Raw genomic sequence first — 21,982 nt, 5'->3', positions numbered from 1 at the left:
CCGCTCCCACGGGAAGATAGTCACCCCGGGCAACAAAACCCTAGCCGCCGGCAGTACCGTAGGTGATTCCCGATTCCTCCATGGCATCCTCAAGCTGGGCGATGGCCACTGGACCCATGCCGTGGAGCTTGGAAACCTGGCCCTCACCGTACTCGGCCAGCTGCTCCAATGTTTCTATGCCCTGATGGGCCAGTGCGCGCTTGGCCGGTGCTGCCAGGCCCTTGGGCAAAGGTGTATGTCCGGGCCAGTTGCTCTTGGACGACATGGGGTTCCCTCCTCGTGCATTGGGTGTTACTTAGAGACTAAAGCCCATACCTTGCTTCGGCGAGTGCTTCACCTTGAACGCTGCGGGATCTCCATGGGGCGCGGCAGCCACGGTGAGCTTCGTGAAGTCCAGGTCTTCGCCCCGGACACAGATCTTGATGGCGTTGACGGCTTTGTTGACATCCGGGCACAGGCAAAAGATGTTGAGGTGGCCGTTGCCGATCTCAGAGCGGTCCACGATCCCCAGTCCACGCCACGCCAGTTCGCCGGTAAGGGCCGCTTTCGCCTTCCTTTCCAGATGGCGGTCGCGTTCTGTGCCGTCCTTGGTCTTCAGCGCAATCTGCGCCACCACCCAGAACTGCTCGGACTCGGGAATCTCGGCGTAGCCGTCTTCCTCGCATTGGGCGGCAAAGGCGGTCATCAAACCTTCGACAGCGGACTCGTCATCCACTCCGGTTTCGTTGGTCTTGCTCTGGTGGCCAACTACCCCGTGGTTAACCACGAACTGCTGGTCTTCGTCGTCGTACCAGGCTTCGCGAAAGTGCAGTACACCCTCGTCGTCTGTCTTGTACGTCCGGATAATCCCGGTCATGCGCGTCCTTTCCTGAACCACTCGGCGCTGGGACTGTTGGACCCCAGAACGTCGAACGGTGGTTTCATGGTGTCCACTGCTTCGTATAGCGCTGCGCATTCGGTACGCATGGCGTCCACTGTTTGTCCCGGATAGCCCATGGCTGCCCGGTGTTCCTCGAACTCGTCCTCATCATCAACAAACACCCCGTGCGTGGTGGAACGGATGACGTCCAGGTCCATGTCGATCATGTGGAACTCGGTCACACCGGCTTTGATGGGAGTCCAGGCGTGGGCGGTGGCCAGGTCCACATAAATGCGGAAGTCGCCCGGGTAGCTGTCATCGTAGAACGTTGCCACGTACTCGCCTGTCCTGGGTACAAGCAAGATGGCATCAGAAGCGGTGTAGAACGCTGCCCCCGGGCGGGAACAGAACTCCCCTGCGCCCTGGAATATCCACCAGCCGTAAATGTCCTCACCAAGATAACGGCCGGGAACAACCCAGTGGGCGGTGCCGTCCCACTTCCTGTTCCGCGCCACAACAAGGTCTCCAGGCTGCAGGGCGCCCGGTCCGCGATCGTCCCTCACAGGGTGGGCAAGCTGCCTGTAGTGGGGTGCTCCTGACCCGGGAGGGGGCGTGCAAAGGGGACCTTGGTCCCCAAAACCTGGGCAACGACGTCGTGCGTTATCTTTTGCGCGGTGAGCCCGACGCGTTCCAGCACCTGGCTCCGGGAACCGTGCACCAGGAACTCCACCGGCAAGCCGACCTCGTTCAGGGCAGTATCCACGCCGGCTGCACGCATTTCCTGGCGGATGCGGGAACCAACGCCACCGGCGCGTACGCCGTCCTCGATGCAGATCACCAGGCGGTGACGGGCTGCAAGGGCGATGATTGATTTCCGGACCGGAAGGACCCACCGCGGATCCACCACTGTTGAACTGATGCCTTGGGCGCCCAGGCGGTCGGCCACGTCCAAGGCCAACTCGGACATCGCACCTACGCTGACGATCAGGACGTCGTTCTCAGTGGAGCCTGCAGGCCTGCGCGCAAGGATGTCCACGCCGTCGTGGAGCCGTTCGATGGCTTCAACTTCGGAACCGACACTGCCCTTGGAGAAGCGCACAACGGTGGGAGCATCGTTGATGGCAACAGCCTCACGGAGTTCTTCGCGGAGCCGGGTGGCATCGCGGGGGGCAGCCAAATGGAGGCCAGGAACAATCTGGACCATGGCCATATCCCACATGCCGTGGTGGCTGGGCCCGTCCGGTCCGGTCACTCCGGCGCGGTCCAGGACAATGGTGACACCGGCTTTGTGCAACGCAACGTCCATAAGGAGCTGGTCGAAGGCACGGTTCAGGAAGGTTGCGTACACGGCAACCACAGGGTGCAGGCCGCCGAAGGCCATTCCTGCGGCCGAGGTCAGGGCATGTTGCTCGGCGATGCCGACATCGATGACGCGTTCAGGGTGGCGCTCAGCGAACTTATGCAGCCCAACCGGGATGAGCATGGCGCCGGTGATGCCGACGATGTCCTCGCGCTCGTCAGCAATGTCCGCGATCTCCTCGGCGAACACCGAGGTCCACGACCTGGCACCGGGGATTTCAGTGGACTCCCCTGTTTCGGGGTCGATGATGCCCACGGCGTGGAACTGGTCCGCCTCGTTGGCGAGGGCGGGTGCGTACCCGTGCCCCTTCTCGGTCATGGCATGCACAATGACAGGCCCGCCGTAGGCTTTCGCCGTGTTGAGGGCATGCTCCATGGCCTGGAGGTTGTGTCCGTCGACGGGGCCGATGTACTTCATCCCCAGGTCCTCGAACATGCCCTGCGGGGCCCACCAGTCCTTGATGCCCTTCTTCATGGCGTGCAGGCTCTTGTAGGTGAACTGGCCGGCCGGGCCGCCGTTCTGCAGCTTCTTCTTCCACCAGTCGAGCATCCGCTCGTACGCGGGGGCAGTGCGGAGCGAATCGATCGTGGGGCGCAACGAGGCAAGGTAGTCGGCAAAACCACCGACAGTGGGCGCGTAGGAACGTCCGTTGTCGTTGACCACGATCACGACGCGTCGCCGCTTGTCAGCGGCAATATTGTTGATGGCCTCCCATGTCATGCCACCTGTCAGCGCACCATCGCCGACAACCGCGACGACGAACCGGTCACCTTCACCGGTGAGCTGGCGGGCGCGGGAGATTCCGTCGGCCCAGGACAAGGACGACGAGGCGTGGGAGCTTTCCACGATGTCGTGTTCGGACTCGGCCCGCTCCGGGTAGCCGGAGAGCCCACCCTGTTGACGGAGGGTACTGAAGTCCTGGCGACCCGTCAGAAGTTTATGGACATAGGACTGGTGGCCGGTATCAAAGACGATGCTGTCGCGCGGCGAATCGAACATCCGGTGGACTGCAAGGGTAAGTTCAACCACGCCCAGGTTCGGACCGAGGTGGCCGCCTGTCGCGGCGACGTTGGTGATCAGGAACTTCCTGATTTCGCCAGCCAATTCTTCCAGCTCTTTGCCGGACAGTTTGGCCAGGTCCTGTGGATCCTTGACGGTTTCCAAAAGTCCCAACGGCCCTCCTTAGGGTGAATGACGTGCTCGTTAACTTTAGCGCGTGCCCGGTGCCGCGCGTTCCCCCGGCCACCGCTTCGGCGGGGCGGAATTATCCCGGACGCCAGCAGCCCCGGCCGGTCAATCGACCAGCCGGGGCTGCATGGCACCGTAATCGGCTGAAACCAGCCGGATTACGTTATGCGGAGATCTGACGCAGAACGTACTGCAGGATGCCACCGTTGCGGTAGTAGTCTGCTTCGCCCGGGGTATCGATACGCAGGACAGCGTCGAAGGACTTGGACGTGCCGTCCTCAGCCGTTGCCGTGACCTTGAGCGTCTTCGGCGTGGTGCCGTTGTTCAGCTCGGTGACGCCCTCAACTGCAAAGGTTTCCGTACCGGTCAGGCCCAGCGTCGCAGCCGACTCGCCGGCCGGGAACTGGAGCGGAAGGACACCCATGCCGATCAGGTTGGAGCGGTGGATGCGCTCGTAGCTCTCGGCGATGACTGCCTTGACACCCAGGAGCGCAGTGCCCTTGGCTGCCCAGTCACGGGACGAACCGGAACCGTATTCCTTGCCTGCCAGGACAACCAGCGGCGTTCCCGCAGCCTGGTAGTTCTGGGCGGCGTCGTAGACGTAGGCCTGCGGTGCGCCTTCCTGGCTGAAGTCGCGGGTGAAGCCACCTTCGACGCCGTCCAGGAGCTGGTTCTTGATGCGGATGTTGGCGAAGGTACCGCGGATCATGACTTCGTGGTTGCCACGGCGTGAGCCGTAGGAGTTGAAGTCCTTGCGCTCCACACCGTTGGCCAGGAGGTACTGGCCGGCGGGGGTGTCCGACTTGAAGGAGCCGGCCGGGGAGATGTGGTCCGTGGTGACGGAATCGCCAAGCTTCAGGAGCACGCGGGCACCCGAGATGTCCTTGACGGGATCCGGCTGCGCCTTCATGCCCTCGAAGTATGGGGGCTTCCGCACGTAGGTGGAGTCCTCGGCCCAGGCGAAGGTGTCACCGGCAGGGGTGTCGAGTGCCTTCCAGCGGTCGTCGCCGTCGAAGACGCCTTCATAACCCTTGGCGAACATGGCCTCGTCGATGGAGGAGTCAATGACTTCCTGCACCTCGGTCGGGTTCGGCCAGATGTCCTTCAGGAACACCTCGTTGCCTTCGGAGTCGGTGCCCAGGGCATCGGTGTCGAAGTCGAAGTCCATGGAACCAGCCAGTGCGTAAGCGATGACCAGCGGCGGCGAAGCCAGGTAGTTCATCTTTACGTCCGGGTTGATGCGGCCTTCGAAGTTGCGGTTGCCCGAGAGGACTGCCGTCACGGAGAGGTCGTTGGCCTGGATTGCTTCGGAGATTTCCGGCTCAAGCGGGCCGGAGTTGCCGATGCACGTGGCGCAGCCGTAACCCACGATGTAGAAGCCGAGCTTCTCGAGGTACGGGGTCAGGCCGGACTTTTCGTAGTAGTCCGTGACCACCTTGGAGCCGGGGGCGACGGACGTCTTGACCCACGGCTTGGAGGTGAGGCCCTTGTCCACGGCGTTGCGTGCCAGGAGGGCGGCAGCCAGCATGACGGAAGGGTTGGACGTGTTGGTGCAGGACGTGATCGAGGCGATCGACACTGCGCCGTGGTCCAGTTCGAATTCGCGTCCGTCAGCGGTCTTCACGTGAACCGGCGACGACGGACGGCCGTTCGCACCATTGGCGGCGGACGCAACGCGTGCCGTCTCCGTGGTGTGCGAGTCGGCGTGCGTGAAGGACGGCGAATCGGAAGCGGGGAAGGATTCGTCCAAGGCCTCGTCCACGCTGCCGTCTTCGATGGAGACGTAGTTGTGGATGTCCTTGCGGAACTGCTCCTTGGCATCCGTGAGCTCGATGCGGTCCTGGGGACGCTTCGGGCCGGAGATCGACGGAACAACGGTGGAGAGGTCCAGCTCGAGGAACTCTGAGAAACGCAGTTCGCGGGACGGGTCGTGCCAGAGGCCCTGCTCTTTGGTGTACGCCTCCACCAGGGCGACGTTCTCTTCTGAGCGGCCCGTCAGGCGCAGGTAGTCCAAGGTGACGTCGTCGATCGGGAACATGGCGGCCGTGGAACCGAATTCCGGGCTCATGTTGCCGATGGTGGCGCGGTTGGCCAGCGGCACAGCCGCAACGCCTTCGCCGTAGAACTCGACGAACTTGCCCACAACACCGTGCTTGCGCAGCATTTCGGTGATGGTCAGGACGACGTCCGTAGCGGTTGCGCCGGCCGGAATGCTGCCGTTGAGCTTGAAGCCGACAACACGCGGAATGAGCATGGAGACCGGCTGGCCGAGCATTGCTGCCTCGGCTTCGATGCCACCGACGCCCCAACCCAGGATGCCAAGGCCGTTGACCATGGTCGTGTGGGAGTCAGTGCCCACACAGGTGTCGGGGTAGGCACGGACGACGCCGTCAACCTCGCGGGTCATCACGGTGCGTGCCAGGTACTCGATGTTGACCTGGTGGACAATACCGGTTCCCGGGGGAACGACCTTGAAGTCGTCGAACGCGGTCTGGCCCCAGCGAAGGAACTGGTAGCGCTCACCATTGCGCTGGTACTCGATCTCCATGTTGCGTTCCAGCGCGCCCGAGTTACCGAACGCGTCGATCTGGACGGAGTGGTCGATAACCATTTCCGCAGGCGCCAACGGGTTGACGCGCTTGGGGTCGCCGCCAAGTTCCTTGACGGCTTCACGCATGGTGGCCAGGTCAACAACGCAGGGAACGCCAGTGAAGTCCTGCATGATGACACGTGCCGGGGTGAACTGGATTTCCGTGTCGGGCTCCGCGTTGGGATCCCAACCGGCCAGGGCGCGGACATGGTCAGCCGTTATATTGGCGCCATCCTCAGTCCGCAGGAGGTTTTCAAGCAATACCTTGAGGCTGAACGGAAGGCTGTCTGCGCCCTCTACGGAGTTCAACCGGAAAATTTCATAGTCGGTGCCGGCTACATTCAGTACGCCTTTGGAACCGAAGCTGTCCACAGTGCTCATGGCAGGACTCCTCTCGCAACAGTTTCATCTTTGTCGCGTGGTTGGCCGCTAGCCAGTTAGGTGGACCTTACTTAGCCGGGCGGCATCTCTGTTGGTCACCCCACCCCGGGGGTGTTCATTCCTGCGGAGCGGGACTACTACGCCCATCGTAGTGGCATTGTCTCCGCCACGGGCAGCCATCCGCCAAAGCCGCCCCGTCCGCAGTCTCGCGCGGACGGGGACCGGCCCAGCTAGGCGGCCGGAACGATCAGGCCAACCGTTTCGAGATGGTGGGTGTTGGGGTAGAGATCAAAAGCCCGCAGCGACTCCAGCCGCCATCCACCCTGATGGAAGTAACCCAGATCACGCGCAAAGGAAGCGGGATCGCAGGACACATAGGCGATTGCACGCGGGCCGGTGGCCATCAATTGCTTGACCACGGTTTTGCCTGCGCCGGCCCTGGGCGGATCCAGCACCAAGGAGTCGAAGCTGCGGGACCGCTGGTGCAGGACCCGCTCCACGCGGCCCTGGACTATTTCCACCTGGGGCGCCCCATGGAGGTTCTTGCGGGCGTCCCGGCTGGTGCCCGGCGAGCCCTCGACAGAGAGGACCGAACCAGTGATCCCTACGGCGTCCGCCAGAGGGGCCGTAAACAGCCCGGCGCCGGCGTAGAGATCGGCGACAGCCGCACCGGGCTCCAGATACCCGCCGCGGGAAAGATAGTCCGTCACAGCTCCAACCAGGGTGTCCGGTGCGTCCTTATGGATTTGCCAGAAACCCTCTCCTGTTACCCGGTAGTCGTGGCCTGCGGCACTCTCCTGGACCCAGGTCCTCCCCCGCAGTTGCTGGACCTCGCCCTTGATGGGATCGAATCCCGCCACGGAGACGTCGCTTGGCAGTTGGGAGACGATGCTGTGCAAGCGTTTGGGGCTGGTGCCTTCCTCCGGAGCCAGGAGGATCAGGGGCCTGGAACCGTTGGCTGGGACAGCGACCTCCACGCGGGCTATGCCGGAAAGGTCAATGTCCCAAAGCCGGAGGTCGTTGATCCCCTGGAGGGCCAACGGCATTTCCTTGACCGGAAGCACCATGTCCGAGCGGTGGGCATGCATGCCCAAGCGTCCGTTGGAGGTCACCGCGAAGCTGGCGCGCGTACGCCAGCCGAGTCCGTCGTCGTGGTTCCCGCCGACTGCCTCCACCTCGGTGGTGAGATCCAGGCCGGCGAGCCGTTTCAGCTGTTCGGCGAGAACCTCTGCTTTCAGGCCACGCTGCCGCTCGAGCGAGATGTGCCCCAGTTCGGCGCCGCCGACCGGAGGGGCACCCCGGTTCCAGGACGCCAGGGAATCCGCCGCCTTCCAAAAGTGCGGAACGCGGTCGGGCGAAGCGTCCAGGACCTCCACGACGTCGGCGCGCCAGAAGCGCGACGAGTCACCCGAGTCGGTCAACCGGACGCGGACCTTCTCACCGGGGATGGCATGCCGGACGAAAATAACGCGGCCCTCGTGACGTGCGACGAAATGCCCGCCGTGGGCGATCGGACCGACGCTGACGACGAGTTCATCACCGTCCGCTGCCTGGGCTCCGTGGGTGTCGCTGTGCCCCGTGCGGGGCGGATTGCTGTGGGGGGTCATTGGGTATCCTGCAGTGCCTTTGCTTCTTCTGACGACTTCAGTTGCCACGGAACGCTGGCAACCATGACTCCGGGTTCAAAGTGGAGCCTCGTCTTGATTCTGAGTGCTGTCTGGTTGTGGACCAGCTGTTCCCACCACTTGCCCACCACATACTCCGGGATGTACACGACGATGAGGTCGCGTGGAGAGTCCCGGCGCATGGTTTTGATGTAATCCATGATGGGCGTGACAGTTTCACGGTAGGGGCTGGCCAAAACGGTCAAGGGAACGGGAATTTCCAGTTTTTCCCAGTCCCTGACGGTGTGCTCCGTCTCTTCGGAGTTGATGTCCACGGTCACGGCGTCCAAACGTGATGGCCTTGATGCGCGGGCATAGGCCAGCGCCCTCAGGACCGGTTTGCGCACGTGCGAGACGAGAAGTACGGCGTGGACCCGGGTAGGGAGTGCGCGGGGAGAGGAGTCTTCGTCGACTGCGAGTTCCTTGGCGACATTGTCATAGTGGGCCCGGATGCTCCACATGATGAGGAAGAGGATGAACATCGCGAGCAGGGCGATCCAGGCACCCTGTTCAAACTTTGTGATGAGGACAATCACCAGCACCAGCGCAGTCATCCCGAAGCCCATCATGTTGATGGTGCGGGATTTGATGATGCGCCGCCGGACAACCTTGTCCTTGGCCAGCTTCAGCTCACGGCCCCAGTGGCGGATCATGCCCAACTGGCTTGCGGTGAAGGAGATGAAGACGCCCACGATGTAAAGCTGGATCAGCTTGGTGACATCGGCGTTGAACGCGAGGATGAGCACCAACGCCCCGGCTGCCAAGGCCAGGACACCGTTGCTGAACGCCAACCTGTCACCCCTGGTCCGCAACTGGCGCGGAAGATAGCCGTCCTGCGCCAGGATGGAGCCCAGTACGGGAAATCCGTTGAAGGCGGTGTTGGAGGCAAACACCAGGATGATGCCGGTGGCTGCAACGACGATGTAGAAGAGGATGGAGCCGGAGCCGAAGATCGTATCGGCGATCTGGCTGATGGCCGGGGTTTGGATGTAGCCCTCGGGAAGCGGCTTGCCGTCCACCAGGAACTCCTTTGCCGGGTCCAGGACGATGTGCACCTTCGTGGCATTGGCCAGGTAGAGGATTCCAGCCAGCATCGAAGCGGCAATGACACCCAGGAGCAGCAGCGTCGTCGCTGCATTCTTGCTCTTGGGCTTCTTGAAGTTGGGTACGCCGTTGCTGATGGCTTCGACGCCGGTGAGGGCCGCGGCTCCCGAGGAGAAGGCCCGAAGCAGCAGGAAGGCGCCGGCAAGTCCCACCAGGCCTTCATCGAATCCGGGCGCGGGAACGATTGTGAAGTTGGCTGACGGGGCCTCCCCCAGCTGTCCGGTCGCCGCCTGGAAGATTCCAACAGCCGTCATGCCCAGGATGGACGCCATGAAGATGTAGGTAGGAATGGCGAAGACCGTGCCGGCTTCCTTGATTCCCCGCAGGTTGACCAACGCAAGGATGGTGACACCTATGGTGGCGATCAACGCCTGCTGGCCGTGGAGCGAGGGGATGGCGGTGGTCAGGTACGTCGCAGCCGAGGACATGGACACCGCGACGGTGAGGACGTAGTCAACCAGCAGGGCCGACGCAACCGTAAGGCCCGCATACTTGCCGAGGTTGACGTTCGCGATCTCATAGTCGCCGCCACCGGACGGGTAGGCATGGACGTTTTGGCGGTACGAGGCCACCACTGTGAGCAACACCACCATGACGGCGAGGCCAACCAGGGGCGAGAACGCCACGGCGCTGACCCCGGCCAAGGCGAGCGTAAGCAGGATTTCATCCGGGGCGTACGCCACCGACGACAGGGCGTCCGAGGCGAAGATCGGCAATGCGATGCGTTTGGGCAACAGCGTGTGGGACAGGCGGTCGTTCCGGACAGGCCGGCCCACCAGCACCCGCTTCGCGGCATTCAAAATTGTCAGCACTCCGCAAAGCTACTCTGAATACCCTGCGATGTCATGACGACGAAGGCGTGCTTAGCCAGCCGGCGACGGTAAAGTCATACCGAGCGGCAGGGACAACACACATTAGGAGACATGGTGGCTCACTTCGTGATCATGGGTTGCGGGCGTGTTGGCGCAACTCTGGCACACACTTTGGAGGATGCAGGCCATTCCGTGGCCATCATCGATCAGGACGAGCGGGCCTTCCGCCGGTTGCGGAAGTCCTTTACCGGGCGCAAGGTCACCGGAGTGGGCTTTGACCGGGACACCCTCAAGCAGGCCGGCGTGGAGGAAGCCTACGCTTTCGCAGCGGTCTCCAGCGGCGATAACTCGAACATCCTGGCCACCCGGGTGGCCCGCGAGACCTTCCACGTTGCCCACGTGGTGGCCCGCATCTACGACCCGGGACGCGCCGAAATCTACCAGCGTCTGGGCATCCCCACGGTTGCCGCCGTGCGTTGGAGTGCGGATCAGGTCCTTCGCCGCATCCTGCCCGAACAACACCTGGCGGGCGATTACCGCGAACCCTCAGGCCGTTTGGTCCTGGCTGAAGTGGACCTGCACCAGGATTGGATCGGCCACAGGCTCAGCTCCATCGAAGAGGCCGCCGGTATACGCATCGCCTTTCTTACCCGCTTCGGAGAGGGCCTGCTTCCGCAGGCCGGCACCGCCTACCAGGAAGGCGACACGGTCCACGCCATGCTGAGCCTGGACCGAACATCCGAGATCAGCCGGATCCTCGCCAAAGCACCCGCCAAGGAGTCTTAGTGAAAGTTGTCATTGTTGGCGCAGGCAGCGTCGGCTCGTCCATTGCGCGCGAGCTCCTGGCCCACCATCACCAGATCCTGCTCATCGATCTCAAACCCGAGGTCATCGGACGCAGCGGACTCCGCGGTGCCCGGTGGCTGGTGGGCGACGCCTGTGAGCTAAGCACCTTGCAGGACGCCAAACTTGACGATGCCGACGTCGTGGTTTCAGCCACAGGCGACGACAAAGTAAATCTGGTCGTGTCGCTTCTCGCCAAGACCGAGTTCGGCGTCGGACGCACCGTCGGACGGGTCAACAACCCGAAGAATGACTGGATGTTCAACGACTCCTGGGGTGTTGACGTGGCGGTCAATACTCCGCAGCTCATGACGGCCCTCGTCGAGGAAGCCGTGGAGATTGGCGACATCGTGCGCCTGCTGACCCTGCAAACGGGTGTGGCATCAATCGTGGAGTTCACGGTTCCGCACGACTCCCATGTGATTGGGAGCACCGTGGGTGCGATTGAATGGCCCGAAGACTCAACACTTGTGGCCATTTTGCGCGACCAGGCTCCCATCACCCCCACGCGGGACGACGTCCTCGATGGTGGCGACGAGCTCTTCTTCGTCACCACCATCGCGGCGGAAGATGGTCTGCGGGCACTGTTGTCGAAGAATTCAGGCGCCGGCGAAGACTCCGGCGAACACGCCGCGGAAACGGCTCAAGCGTCCGACGACGACGGCTTCGACGGCTGAACTCCGGGCTTGGTGACCAGCCACGCCACCCACAACCCCAGGATGTAGAGCGGGGCACCCATCAGGAGCCGGGTGGTGGCAAGTGCGGTCAACCCGTCCTCGCCCATGAAGTACAGGGGAACCTGCACTACCAGGCGCAGGGCGAGCACAGCCACCACGATCCAGGTGCCGAGCTTGTAAGCACGGAGCCGCTCAGGATCCTTCCGCCATTCAAGGCCCTCATTGCGGACGAACCCGAAGAGCAGGCCGGCCACGGGCCATTTGAGCACGATGGAAAGGACCATGGCGGCGATATACGCGAGGTTGGTGAAGAACCCGAGCACGTAGAAGTCCTCGGCCTTCCCGGTGGTGTTCGCGAGCCAGGCGGAAATACCGACTCCAACCACGCCTGCCAGCGCCTGCGTCAGGGGGCGCCGCTGGATCAGGCGGACGACGGTAAAGACTGCTGCAGTCGCCAGGGCGGCAACAAGCGACGGCGTCAGGTCCCGGGTGATGGTAAAGGTCACCAGGAAGACAAGCCCCGGCAGGATACTCTCGGCAATGCCTTGCACACCACCGGCCGACTTCAACATGTCCACGTGGCCGGCGCTGTTGCGGTGAAGTCCTGCTTTTTCGGCGTATCCGGCGGCGATGTCGGACATGCGCGGCTTATCCGTGTCGGGCGCCGGTGCCTCCAGACCAGGCCCCTCGCCGCGTTGGGGCGAAGACGGTCCGGTGTCCTTGGGGTCTGATCCGTTGGCGACGGTCATAGGTGCTCCTGACGGGAAAGTATTTCGTAGCGCGGGTTGAACATTGCCGGGAAGCCGTCAAGCTGCGTCACCATGCCGTTGAGGCGAAGTTCCACGCCGGCTTCGATTCCCGGTACACGTGTCCGGCCGAGCCAGATGACGCGCAGGCGGTCGTAGGGCTTCCTGGCTCCCCCGCTCGTCGCGGAGGGCTGGATTCCCGGCCTGAGGGCATCCACCACCATAGCGGAGAAAAATGGCTGTTCGCTGGGTGGCTGGTGCGTCACCGACTCGATGATCCCCGTGCATACTGCCCTTCCCCGCTCGGGAAGATCACGGATCCCCCCGTCCCCGGGGCGCTGCGACGCCACTCCCCCGCGGCCCGGCGAGTCAGCCAATCTGGGTGATCTCCGGGCCTCGCTCGGGCTGCTGAAGGGTGGAGTCCGACGGCGGCACGGCTCCCTGGGGAGCGGCGGCCTGGCCGGGAACGGCTGCATCCTTGGGCAAGCGCAGCTGCAGCAGTTCTCGTGGCGGCATCGGATTGTCGCCGCGGACCACTACTACGCGGCGGAAGAGCTCCTCCAGGCCTGCTGCGGCGTCACGTTCCAGGGCAGCCTGCCCACCGAGCACGCCGCGCAGGAACCAGCGGGGCCCGTCCACGCCCATGAAGCGGGCTGCGCGGAATCCCTTGCTTCCATCGGCGGCCTCGGCCGGCAGCTTGGCTACAAGTTCGGTACCGAAGTCTCCCTGGATTTCTTCCGTTTCGCCGCCCTGGCTTGCTACGGACTGGGTGATCTGTTCCCGGATTTCATCCCACAACCCTTCCGAACGTGGTGCAGCAAATGCCTGCAACTGCAGGCTGGAACCTGCCAGATCCAGCGTCACTGCCACCACGCGTTGGGTTGCTTCCTCCACCTCAAGGCGGAGCTGGAGACCTTCGGCAGGCGCGATCAGCAGGGCACCCAGGTCAACGTACCCCTCGCGACTGTCGATTTCATCCACGTCCAGGGGACCTTTGCCCAGACGGAAGTCACCCCGCGCCGGGGACTCACTGGTTTGGGGATCTTGCGCCTCGGCACCGGATTCCTCGACGGTGCCGGCGGTGTCAGACCGCTCGGCCTTGGACTTCTTGCCGCGCCCAAAAAGCATTGGGTTTTCTCCTTAGTAGTGGTCTGTCCCCAAGTAAACCGCAACCACGTTAATCCACGTTAACCGCGCAACAGCGTCAGAGGGCAGTCGGCAGCACGCGCCGGTTGAGTAGTCGGCTCAGGCCTTCGGTGCGTTGAATCCGCCCGTGGAACCGAAGCCGCCGGTGCCGCGGACGGAATCGGACAACTGGTCCACGGTAACGAACCGCGCGTACTCCACACGCTGAATCACCATCTGTGCAATTCTATCGCCGCGCTTGAGGCTGATGGCGCTGTTTTGATCGGTATTGAGCAGTGTCACGGCAATCTCGCCGCGGTATCCGGCATCGACGGTTCCCGGAGCATTGACGACTGTCAGCCCGTGTTTGGTGGCGAGTCCCGACCTCGGATGGATGAGCGCGACGAAGCCGTCGGGCAAGGCGATGGAGACCCCCGTCGGAACGAGCTTCCGTTCCCCCGGGGCCAGATGCACGTCCTCGCGGGCGCGGAGGTCGGCTCCGGCATCGCCTGGGTGGGCGTAGGACGGGGCTTCCAGGCCGGCGTCGAGCATTTTCAGCTGCACGTCCAGGGTCGGGGCACCGTACGCTGCGGTGGTCTCCGCATCAGGGCTGGCGGTGTCTGTACTGAATACTGCGGTCTCGTTACTCACAGTGGTTCATTCTACTGTTATTGGCGCTGCCTGCTCCGGTTGCGGCCCCGCAGGCATGCACGCAGTGGTGTCAGCCGCCGGATAAGCTGGGTACATGCCTACGCCTGACCAGTCTTCCCCCGTGCCTGCCCGGAACACCCCAGCAACTTCCGGGGTCCTGTACACGGAGAAGCTGTGGCCGTCGTTGTGGATCTGGATTGTGGTCCTGGGCCTGTCAAGCGCAGGCCTGCTGATGTTCGGACCGATCAGCCCTATGGCCGGAATTATCGCAGCCCTCGCCTTGCTGGCCATCATGACCACCATGCTGGTACTTTCCACTCCCACCATCACCGTCACCGCAGACACTGTGCGCGTGGGGCGTGCCAGCATCGACCGCGCGTTCGTGGGTTCGGTCCAGGCGTTCAAGAAAGCCGAAGCAACCGCCGAACGCGGACCGCGACTGAACGGGCTGGCCTACATGTGCTTCAGGGGTTGGATCGACCCCGTGGTCAAGATCGAAATCACGGACCCGGCCGACCGCACCCCTTACTGGCTCGCTTCCTCCCGCCGGCCCGACGAGCTCGTCGCTGCCCTCAGCACACCCCGCGCCTAGTTCCTGCCCGCGGGCACGGGCCGCCTAGCTTTCACATTCCGTGCAGTACAGGTGACCGCCCCGTTCTGCAGCGATCTGGGACCTGTGCTTGACCAGGAAGCAGTTGAAACAGGTGAACTCGTCAGGTTGCGGTGGCATGACCTGAATCAGGAGCTCTTCTCCGGAGAGGTCGGCTCCCGGGAGTTCGAACCCATCGGCAAGATCGGTCTCATCGACGTCCACTGCTGAGGACTGTTTCCCCGATTGGCGCGTCTTGAGTTCCTCCAAGGAATCCTCGCTGACGTCTTCCTCGGTCTTTCGAGGAGCATCGTAATCCGTGGCCATGGTCTTTCTTCGTCCTCCATACCTGCTCTGGGTGGGATCCGGGACGGCTCCCTGTCCGCCACCGGTGTATGGGTGCAACACCGGACGCACGGGATTTGTGCCCGATATCGGCCAGATTGTCCTCCGGCGTCCGGCAAAAGTCCATAGCCCCCCCGCCGCAGCACAGCATGGGGTCGAATCCGGCCGGTTTCTGCGGAATATCACGGCACGCCCTCGCTCCTAGTAGGAAAAGGCCCCCGCTGATGGCAGAGTTTCGAATGTCAGTTATGCCATGTGGTGGAGGGTGTTATGCAGGATCTACGGCTGGTAGGCGTCCACGACGACGGCGGGCACCTGCTCTTAAGCGGCCCGGGCGGTGCGATGTTCCAGCTGCCGATCGACGAAGCTCTGAGGGCGGCAGCGAGCCGTACCCCGGCACAGGTGGCCGCCCGCGCCTCCAACACGCCGATCGCCATGTCCCCCAGGGACATCCAGGCCAGGATCCGCAGCGGGGCAACAGCAGCCGAAGTGTCCGAGTTGTCAGGGCTCCCTCTTGCCAATGTCCAGCGTTACGAGGGACCCGTCCTCGCCGAGCGCGAGTACGTTGCCCGGCAAGCGCGTGCCATCGAAGTGGCGTCCCCCGCTCCGGGCCACGACGCCTACCGTTCGGCTTTCGGGGATGCCCCCGCCACCCTTGGTGAAATGGTGGACCACAGGCTGTCCGCCCACGGCATCGACTCATCGACGCTCAAGTGGGATTCCTGGCGCCGCCCTGATGGTTCCTGGACAGTGGTTGCCAGGTTCGAGACCGCTCCAGGATCGCACGCCAGCATTGGTGAGGAACCTCCCGCCATGTGGACGTTCAGTCCGCAACGCAAGTCACTGCAAAACGCAAACCGTTGGGCCCAGCAGCTCAGCGAACTTGAACCACTGGATGGCCCGGTGCCTGCCCGACGGCTCGCCGCCGTTTCGGACCGCCCTTTCGATTTTGAGACCGATGCCGAAACTGCCGCCCGTGCCTCGGCGAAGGAATCGGACAGCCTCTTGGAAATGCTCCGTTCACGCCGGGGACAGCGCTTGGGCGTCGACGAAGACGGCGACGACGCGTTGGCCGTCTTGTTGAGCAACGTTCCTGCGGCCCATCCCCGACCGGGCGACGACGCTACTGATGCCCCCGAGGACGACGGTCTTTCCCAGGGCGCTTCCAGTGTCCCCGTTGCCGAGGAACCCGCACGCAAGGACGGACGACCCTCAATGCTTTCCCGGCTGAGCCTTGCCCCCCGGCACGTCGAGGCTGATGACGATGACGATTCCCTGAAGCTTCACAACGGCGTCAGCACTGACACCCGCGAAATCACGGTGGTGGCCGGCCCGGTTCGTCCTGTTACTTCACTGACCGGCCGTAAGCCGGCCGGTCTCGACGAGCTCCTGGGTGGCGGCCCGGGCAGCGAAACTCCAGCCCCTGCTGCCGGGCGCCAGCAGGAGACGTCCACGGACGAAACAGCGGCGGATGAATCCACCGAGCCCGGGGCACCGCAACCCGCCGACGCCCCTGCCGAACGCCAACCAGCACGCCCCAAGAGGTCCAGCATCCCCAGCTGGGATGAGATCGTGTTCGGAGCGCGCGGAGACTAGCGCTGGGCCTGTTGTCCGGCTCCCGGCCAGAGGCACGCATCGATGTCGAACGGCAACGGCTGATCGCCGCCCGCCATGAGGTTGGCCCCGTGGGCCGTGACCCTTCGCATGTAATGGCGTCGGCACAGAGTCTCGTAACCGACGACGCCGGCATCGGCCCGGTCTTGCGCATCGGCGTCTGAGGCGGTGGGAGCGACATCACCCACCATGACCTGTTCGCCTTCCACCACCATGATGCCGTTGAGTGTGCGCGCATTCTGGGTTGCCCGGCGGCCACACCAACAGAGTGCCTCGACCTGCAGGACCTGAACCTTGTCGGCCAACTCGATGAGCCGCTGGGATCCCGGGAACAGCCTGGTGCGGAAATCGGACGTGATTCCAAAAGCGAAAACGTCGACGTCCATCTCGTCCACTACCCGCGCCAGCTGCTCCACCTGGACCGGCGAGTAGAACTGTGCTTCGTCGCAGATGAGGTAATCCACGCGAAGTCCGCTGGTGCGGCGGATCACGACTTCGTCCCAGAAGTCCGTGTCGCCCCCCACCTCCACAGCATCGGTCTGGAGCCCCAGCCTGCTGGAAATCGTGGAATCACCTGCCCTGTCGTTGCAGCTGAACCGGACTCCACCGCGGCCCCGGGCACGGTGGTTGTGGTCCATTTGGAGGGCCAACGTCGATTTTCCGCAGTCCATCGTGCCGGAGAAGAAGACCAGCTCAGCCACGTTTGCCCTGCCTGCCCGCCGCAGGGAAGCAGAGAAGCGGCACTTCGCGTTCGGCGCGGGTGAGTGAACCGTGCTGGCCCACCACCTCAAGCGAGGCTGGTCGGGCACGGCGGGTGTCGTACAGGGCCAAGGTGTCCCTGGCGGCAATCATGAGGTCACCAATGCGCGGAGCTACCTCGGGAAGGACGTCGCCAAACAAGCCGGCTGCCACTGCCTGGTCGCGGGTGAAGACCCAGATCCGTTCGCCAAAGCGCCGGCGCCAGGCATCAACCAGCGAATCGCGGTGTGCCTCTGTGGCGTCAGGTTCCAGATAGAGGTGCACCATGCGTGGTTCCCCGGCTGTGTGCCGGACACCGGCCACCAACGAGGCATCGGCCGCGTAGTCGATCCGCTGGGATGCAGGGACGTCGAGCATGCCGTGGTCACCGGTCAACAGGATGGTGGTCCCTGCCGGCAGCGTGGCGGAAAGCCGCTTCACCGTGGAATCAAGCTCTTCGAGCTGGTGCTCCCAGCGATCGGACTGGCAGCCGTAACGGTGACCGGCTTTGTCGAGTTCATTGACGTAGAAGTACATCAAGGACCGGCCACCACCGGACATGGCTTCAGCCGCAGCAGCAGTTCTTGCGTGCAAGCTGGTCCCTCCAATGAACCGGCTTCCCCGGAGCGCAGCCTGGGTCATGGGCGAATTCCCAAACTGGGGCAGGCTGACCGTGACAACGTCCAGCTCGGCGGCCACGCGTTCAAAGACCGTGGCATTGGGCTGCCAGAGAGCGGGATCCACCTGGGGGTCCCAGTTCCCAAGGAGGTTGACCACCTTGTCCTGTCCAGGGTCCAGGACGTCGTACCCCACCATCCCGTGCTGCCCGGCGGCCAGCCCCGTGCCGAGGCTGGCAAGGGAAGCGGCCGTGGTGCTCGGAAAGGCGGAGTCAATCCACTGCGGGACGCTTCTCTGGCCCGCCGCAATGACCGAACGCAGGAATGGCGTGTGGGAAGCCTTTTGCTTGAGCAGGCTCCTTCCCAAGCCGTCGGCCAGCACGACACAGACCCGGTGGGTTGACGGCAGCTGGAGCTGGTTGCTGAAACCGGGGACCCCGAGCGCCGCCGCGGAACTCGTCAGGACTTCAGCGATCGATTTTGTCCCGTAAAGGGGTGGAGCTGGAAGGTCAGCTGCCGCGGAGTCCACCGGCGCGGGGGTCTGCGCGGTGTCCCTCAACGCTGGTGCCCACGGCTCAGGCGGCTGCTGAAGACGCCCGAACGCGGCCTGGGGGCCGGAATGCCGGAGTGCTGGACCGGGGCGGGATTTCCCGTGTTGACTGCGCGCAGCGCCCTGGCGAAGAGTTTGGCGTCCTGGACGGCCTGCAGTCCATCGGCTTCTGCACTGATACGCAGAACGATGTCTTCCTGGGCGATGGTTCCGCTGTAGCCGTGGTCAGCTTCGCACTGGGGGTCTCCGCAGCTTGCAGGGCCCATGTCCAGCCGTTGTCCGCCGGACCAGGCGATGGATACCGTCAACTCGCGCACGGGATCGGATGGTTTGTAGTTTTGCGGCTGGGAGTACATGTAACTAAGGACCACCGAACGGATCTGGGCAACAGGTACCGACTCCGTGGAGATCTGGGCAACGATCTGCTCACCGGCCTCGTCCAGTTGCTGGTCATCCACATGGGTAATCACCAGCATGTCCTCCGTGAGGACAAGCACGGTGATGTGCCGGCGGACCTCCGCGCGGTCGAAGTGCGTCTCGAGGTGGACCAAGTGCGACAAGCACTCGCGGCCATCGAGGGCATCGTCAACGACGTCGGCCACCAAACGCGGGTAGAACCCGGCCTGCTGCAGGGCCTGCTCCAGGCTTTGTCCTTGGGAACTGTGGTGGTGTCCTGCGTGGTTCCCGGTGGAGGACGGGCGGGACTGAGGCGTCGGAGACTGGGTGCTCATTCCCCCATTTTCACAGATCGTATGGTGACTTCCTAACCGCGCACCGTGCCCCTGTGGCTAACTTCGCATCGCACGGCGGGCACTGTCGGTACGCTGGGCCGCGTTGCCGATCCACACCTCGGCTCCGAGGATCGTGGCGCCTGCCGGGCCTGCAAGTACGGGGTTGAACTCAACCAATGCAATCCCAGGGTGGTCGTCCTTGAGTTTGGCGAGCCGGGCTGCGATGTCTTCAAGGGCAGCGACATCAACGGCCGGGAGCCCTTGGTAACCGAAGAGCTTCCTGGAGGCACGAGGCGAACGAATGACATCGTGAAGATCCGCGGCCGAAAGTGGCGGCACCCTGTGGGCCCAGTCATCCAGGAGGTTCACCGCGTCACCGGCCAGTCCGAACGACACGACGGGCCCCAGGAGCGGGTCCTCCATGGCACGGAAGGTACACGCCTGCCCCACGGGGGCCATGGCTTGCACTTCCAGCGACGGAGAGCCGTAGGGCTCCAGGGCCCGGCGCATCTGTGCGATGTTCTGGCGCAAGGATCCGGCGTCCTGGATGTCCAGCCGCACGCCGCCCAGGTCAAGCCGGTGTCGAAGCGCCGGGTCGGTAGTTTTCAGCACCACGGGCCAGCCCGCCTTGTCCGCGGCACTGACGGCTTCCTCATCCGTGCCGAAACCGAAGCTGGGCAGCACCTCGATACCGTAGCCGGCCAGCAGGGCCGCAGCTGCACCGGCGTCGAGCTTCCTGATCTTTTCACCCGTGACACCGGCGAGCATCGCCGCGAGTGTGTCCCTGGTGCCGTCGACATCGCAGCCTTCAGGTTCAACGAAGAGTCCCTGGTCGCGGTCCCGCCACTGGGCGTACCGGACAATCGACGCCAACGCAGCTACAGCTGCCCCGGCATTGGAGTAACAGGGCAGCGGTGGCCTACCGTCAGCTCCTACCATTCCCTCGACGTGGACGGAGGGGTCCAGGATTCCCGTGAAGGCCGCGATGATGGGCTTTCCCGCCTCCGCAGCGCACTCGGCCAGGACGCTGGCCAAGGCCTCAACTGTCAGGCCGCGGGCCGGGAGGAGGGCAGCCACCACAGCATGGACGGAGGTGTCCGCGAGGCTCTCCAGCAGACTGGCCCTGAGCGCCGGCAGAGCGAGGGACATTCCGGCATCGAGGTCCACGTCGGTCACCAGGCGGTTGACGTCCAGGCCCAGTGGCACGGCACTGTCCGCCACCACCTTCGCCAGCGCAACCGAGTTCGAATACACGGCCAATCCCGGGCCCTGCGGCAGCGCTTGGGAGGAGGCGATCTGGGCGATGTCCATGAGTTGCTCGATGGTGTCCACGCGGATCACGCCCGCCTGCCGCATCATGGCATCCAGGGCCGCAGCGGGCGCCTGCGTGGTCCGGACCTCATGCCCGGGCGGCAGGCTGAGGCCAGTGACATCGGATTTGGCGACGATCACCGGCTTGTTGCGCGACAGGCGGCGCGCCAGCCGCGAAAACTTGCGCGGGTTGCCAATGGACTCAAGGTAGAGGCCCACGGCGGACGTGTCGGCGTCGTCCTCCCAGTACTGCATGACGTCGTTACCCGAAACGTCAGCGCGGTTGCCTGCGGACAGGAACGAGGACAACCCCAATCGACGGCGGCTGGCGGCCGCGTACACCGCCACACCCACGGCGGCCGACTGGCTGAACAGGCCAAGGCTTCCCCGGGGCGGCATGGCGGGGGCCATGGACGCGTTCAAGGACACGGCCGGGTGGGTGTTCAGGATCCCGAGGGACTCCGGACCGATCACGCGCATGCCGTTGGCCCGTGCCCGCCGAACCAGCTCATGCTGGCGTGCCAGGCCCCGCTCGCCGTCGTCGGCAAATCCTGCCGTGGCCACAACGATCCCCTTGACTCCTGTGGCGGCACATTCGTCCACCACCTTGGGCACTTCGTCATAGGGAACGGCGATGATGGCCAGCTGGACGGGCCCCGGAATTTCGGACAGTTTCGAAAACGAGATCATGCCGGCGAGCTCGAACGCCTCCGGATTGACTGCATAGACAGGTCCCTTGAAGCCGCCTTCAATGATGTGCTCGAGCAGTTGATAGCCGACGGTCCCCCATTTGCGGCTGGCACCGATGACAGCCACCGACGACGGCGACAACAGGTCGCGTACGCTGCGCGCCTCGGCGCGGTGCTCACGGGACTCCATGACTGCCCGCGATTTTTCCGTGGGGTCGATGTTGAACTCGACGCTCACCACGCCGTCGTCAAAGTGGCGCTTGAGGTCATACCCGGCGTCGGCGAAGACCATCAGCATCTTGCGGTTGTCCGGCAGGACCTCGGCGGTGAACCGCCGGATGCCGTTCTCCCGTGCGGCCACGGCGAGGTGCTCCAGGAGGATCGAACCGATGCCGCGCCCCTGGTGGGCGTCGGAAATGTTGAAGGCCACCTCGGCTTCGCTGGGATCATCGAGCCGGTCGTAGCGGCCTATTCCCATGATTTCGCCACCGATGGTGATTACGAACGCGACGCGGTTGATGTGGTCGACTTCGGTGAAGCGCCGCACTTCCTTGCCGGACAGTTTGGGCTTGAAGGAAAAGAACCGCATGTAGATGGACGCCTGCGACTGACCTGCGTGGAAAGCCTGCAAAGCCTCGGCGTCCTCGGGCCTGATCGGGCGGAGGTGGGCCGTTCCGCCGTCGCGCAGCACGACATCGGCCTCCCAATATTCCGGATAAATGCCGACGCCGGGCTGATCCACCATAGGCTTAGCCTAGCTAAAACATCCGCAGTACAACTCTCAAGGATCCACCGACC

General features: G+C 63.9%; 20 protein-coding genes. 4 read left to right on the top strand and 16 right to left on the bottom strand.

Going from position 1 to position 21,982, the window contains the following annotated elements:
- Positions 1-40: 40 nt before the first annotated feature.
- The 7 genes from HMI60_RS01580 to HMI60_RS01550 form a co-directional block, all read right to left on the bottom strand.
- On the bottom strand, positions 41-265 hold the full coding sequence (locus tag HMI60_RS01580) for a hypothetical protein (protein ID WP_018778674.1): 225 nt from the start codon (positions 263-265) through the stop codon (positions 41-43).
- 30 nt (positions 266-295) lie between these two features.
- A complete protein-coding gene (locus HMI60_RS01575; RefSeq protein ID WP_039240788.1) occupies positions 296-856 on the bottom strand; it encodes a hypothetical protein in 561 nt (186 codons plus the stop codon).
- Positions 853-1,422, bottom strand: coding sequence for a DUF402 domain-containing protein (locus HMI60_RS01570; RefSeq protein WP_039240787.1), 570 nt, complete (start codon positions 1,420-1,422; stop codon positions 853-855). Before HMI60_RS01570 ends, HMI60_RS01575 begins: the two co-directional genes overlap by 4 nt.
- Entirely contained in the window at positions 1,419-3,392 is a 1,974-nt protein-coding gene (dxs, locus tag HMI60_RS01565) for a 1-deoxy-D-xylulose-5-phosphate synthase (RefSeq protein ID WP_018778677.1), read from the bottom strand. Before dxs ends, HMI60_RS01570 begins: the two co-directional genes overlap by 4 nt.
- 178 nt (positions 3,393-3,570) lie before the next feature.
- Positions 3,571-6,378, bottom strand: coding sequence for an aconitate hydratase (locus tag HMI60_RS01560; RefSeq protein ID WP_018778678.1), 2,808 nt, complete (start codon positions 6,376-6,378; stop codon positions 3,571-3,573).
- A gap of 230 nt (positions 6,379-6,608) precedes the next feature.
- The gene (locus HMI60_RS01555; protein ID WP_193590420.1) at positions 6,609-7,985 is read right to left on the bottom strand and encodes a class I SAM-dependent RNA methyltransferase; all 1,377 of its coding nucleotides are present in this window, start codon (positions 7,983-7,985) and stop codon (positions 6,609-6,611) included.
- Positions 7,982-9,958, bottom strand: a complete 1,977-nt coding sequence (locus HMI60_RS01550; protein ID WP_039240785.1) for an APC family permease — start codon at positions 9,956-9,958, stop codon at positions 7,982-7,984. Before HMI60_RS01550 ends, HMI60_RS01555 begins: the two co-directional genes overlap by 4 nt.
- A 114-nt stretch (positions 9,959-10,072) precedes the next feature.
- Between HMI60_RS01550 and HMI60_RS01545 the strand changes: the two genes are divergently transcribed.
- Together HMI60_RS01545 and HMI60_RS01540 are read left to right on the top strand one after the other, a co-directional pair.
- Positions 10,073-10,744, top strand: coding sequence for a TrkA family potassium uptake protein (locus HMI60_RS01545; protein ID WP_026267290.1), 672 nt, complete (start codon positions 10,073-10,075; stop codon positions 10,742-10,744).
- Positions 10,744-11,478, top strand: a complete 735-nt coding sequence (locus HMI60_RS01540; RefSeq protein WP_018778682.1) for a TrkA family potassium uptake protein — start codon at positions 10,744-10,746, stop codon at positions 11,476-11,478. Before HMI60_RS01545 ends, HMI60_RS01540 begins: the two co-directional genes overlap by 1 nt.
- On the opposite strand, the gene HMI60_RS01535 is transcribed toward HMI60_RS01540, so the two are convergent.
- The 4 genes from HMI60_RS01535 to dut form a co-directional block, all read right to left on the bottom strand.
- Positions 11,445-12,227, bottom strand: coding sequence for a DUF3159 domain-containing protein (locus tag HMI60_RS01535; RefSeq protein WP_018778683.1), 783 nt, complete (start codon positions 12,225-12,227; stop codon positions 11,445-11,447). The genes HMI60_RS01540 and HMI60_RS01535 overlap by 34 nt on opposite strands.
- The gene (locus HMI60_RS01530) at positions 12,224-12,490 is read right to left on the bottom strand and encodes a hypothetical protein (RefSeq protein WP_229778591.1); all 267 of its coding nucleotides are present in this window, start codon (positions 12,488-12,490) and stop codon (positions 12,224-12,226) included. The genes HMI60_RS01535 and HMI60_RS01530 overlap by 4 nt, the downstream gene beginning before the upstream one ends.
- A gap of 103 nt (positions 12,491-12,593) precedes the next feature.
- Entirely contained in the window at positions 12,594-13,352 is a 759-nt protein-coding gene (locus HMI60_RS01525) for a DUF3710 domain-containing protein (protein ID WP_193590419.1), read from the bottom strand.
- Between the two features lie 117 nt (positions 13,353-13,469).
- A complete protein-coding gene (dut, locus tag HMI60_RS01520; protein WP_018778686.1) occupies positions 13,470-14,000 on the bottom strand; it encodes a dUTP diphosphatase in 531 nt (176 codons plus the stop codon).
- 94 nt (positions 14,001-14,094) lie between these two features.
- Between dut and HMI60_RS01515 the strand changes: the two genes are divergently transcribed.
- Positions 14,095-14,592, top strand: coding sequence for a DUF3093 domain-containing protein (locus HMI60_RS01515; protein ID WP_018778687.1), 498 nt, complete (start codon positions 14,095-14,097; stop codon positions 14,590-14,592).
- A gap of 24 nt (positions 14,593-14,616) precedes the next feature.
- Here HMI60_RS01515 and HMI60_RS01510 read toward each other — a convergent pair whose 3' ends face one another.
- On the bottom strand, positions 14,617-14,916 hold the full coding sequence (locus HMI60_RS01510; protein WP_018778688.1) for a DUF4193 domain-containing protein: 300 nt from the start codon (positions 14,914-14,916) through the stop codon (positions 14,617-14,619).
- Between the two features lie 288 nt (positions 14,917-15,204).
- Here HMI60_RS01510 and sepH point away from each other — a divergent pair, with 288 nt between their 5' ends.
- Positions 15,205-16,530 carry a septation protein SepH gene (gene sepH / locus HMI60_RS01505; protein ID WP_193590418.1) on the top strand — a complete coding sequence of 442 codons (1,326 nt, stop codon included), beginning with the start codon at positions 15,205-15,207 and terminating at the stop codon, positions 16,528-16,530.
- Here the strand turns inward: sepH and HMI60_RS01500 are convergent.
- Genes HMI60_RS01500 through HMI60_RS01485 form a run of 4 tightly spaced genes read right to left on the bottom strand, consistent with a single transcriptional unit; the run spans position 16,527 to position 21,929 of the window.
- The gene (locus HMI60_RS01500) at positions 16,527-17,249 is read right to left on the bottom strand and encodes a thymidine kinase (protein WP_018778690.1); all 723 of its coding nucleotides are present in this window, start codon (positions 17,247-17,249) and stop codon (positions 16,527-16,529) included. The two genes, sepH and HMI60_RS01500, sit on opposite strands and share 4 nt — an antisense overlap.
- Entirely contained in the window at positions 17,242-18,462 is a 1,221-nt protein-coding gene (locus tag HMI60_RS01495; RefSeq protein WP_064722897.1) for an alkaline phosphatase family protein, read from the bottom strand. Before HMI60_RS01495 ends, HMI60_RS01500 begins: the two co-directional genes overlap by 8 nt.
- Entirely contained in the window at positions 18,459-19,184 is a 726-nt protein-coding gene (locus HMI60_RS01490) for a DUF5998 family protein (protein ID WP_018778692.1), read from the bottom strand. The genes HMI60_RS01495 and HMI60_RS01490 overlap by 4 nt, the downstream gene beginning before the upstream one ends.
- Before the next feature lie 57 nt (positions 19,185-19,241).
- A complete protein-coding gene (locus HMI60_RS01485; protein ID WP_193590417.1) occupies positions 19,242-21,929 on the bottom strand; it encodes a bifunctional GNAT family N-acetyltransferase/acetate--CoA ligase family protein in 2,688 nt (895 codons plus the stop codon).
- Positions 21,930-21,982: the final 53 nt, after the last annotated feature.

The organism is Paenarthrobacter sp. YJN-D (assembly GCF_015040335.1).
Taxonomy (GTDB): domain Bacteria; phylum Actinomycetota; class Actinomycetes; order Actinomycetales; family Micrococcaceae; genus Arthrobacter; species Arthrobacter nicotinovorans.
This window is presented reverse-complemented; position numbering and strand designations above follow the sequence as displayed.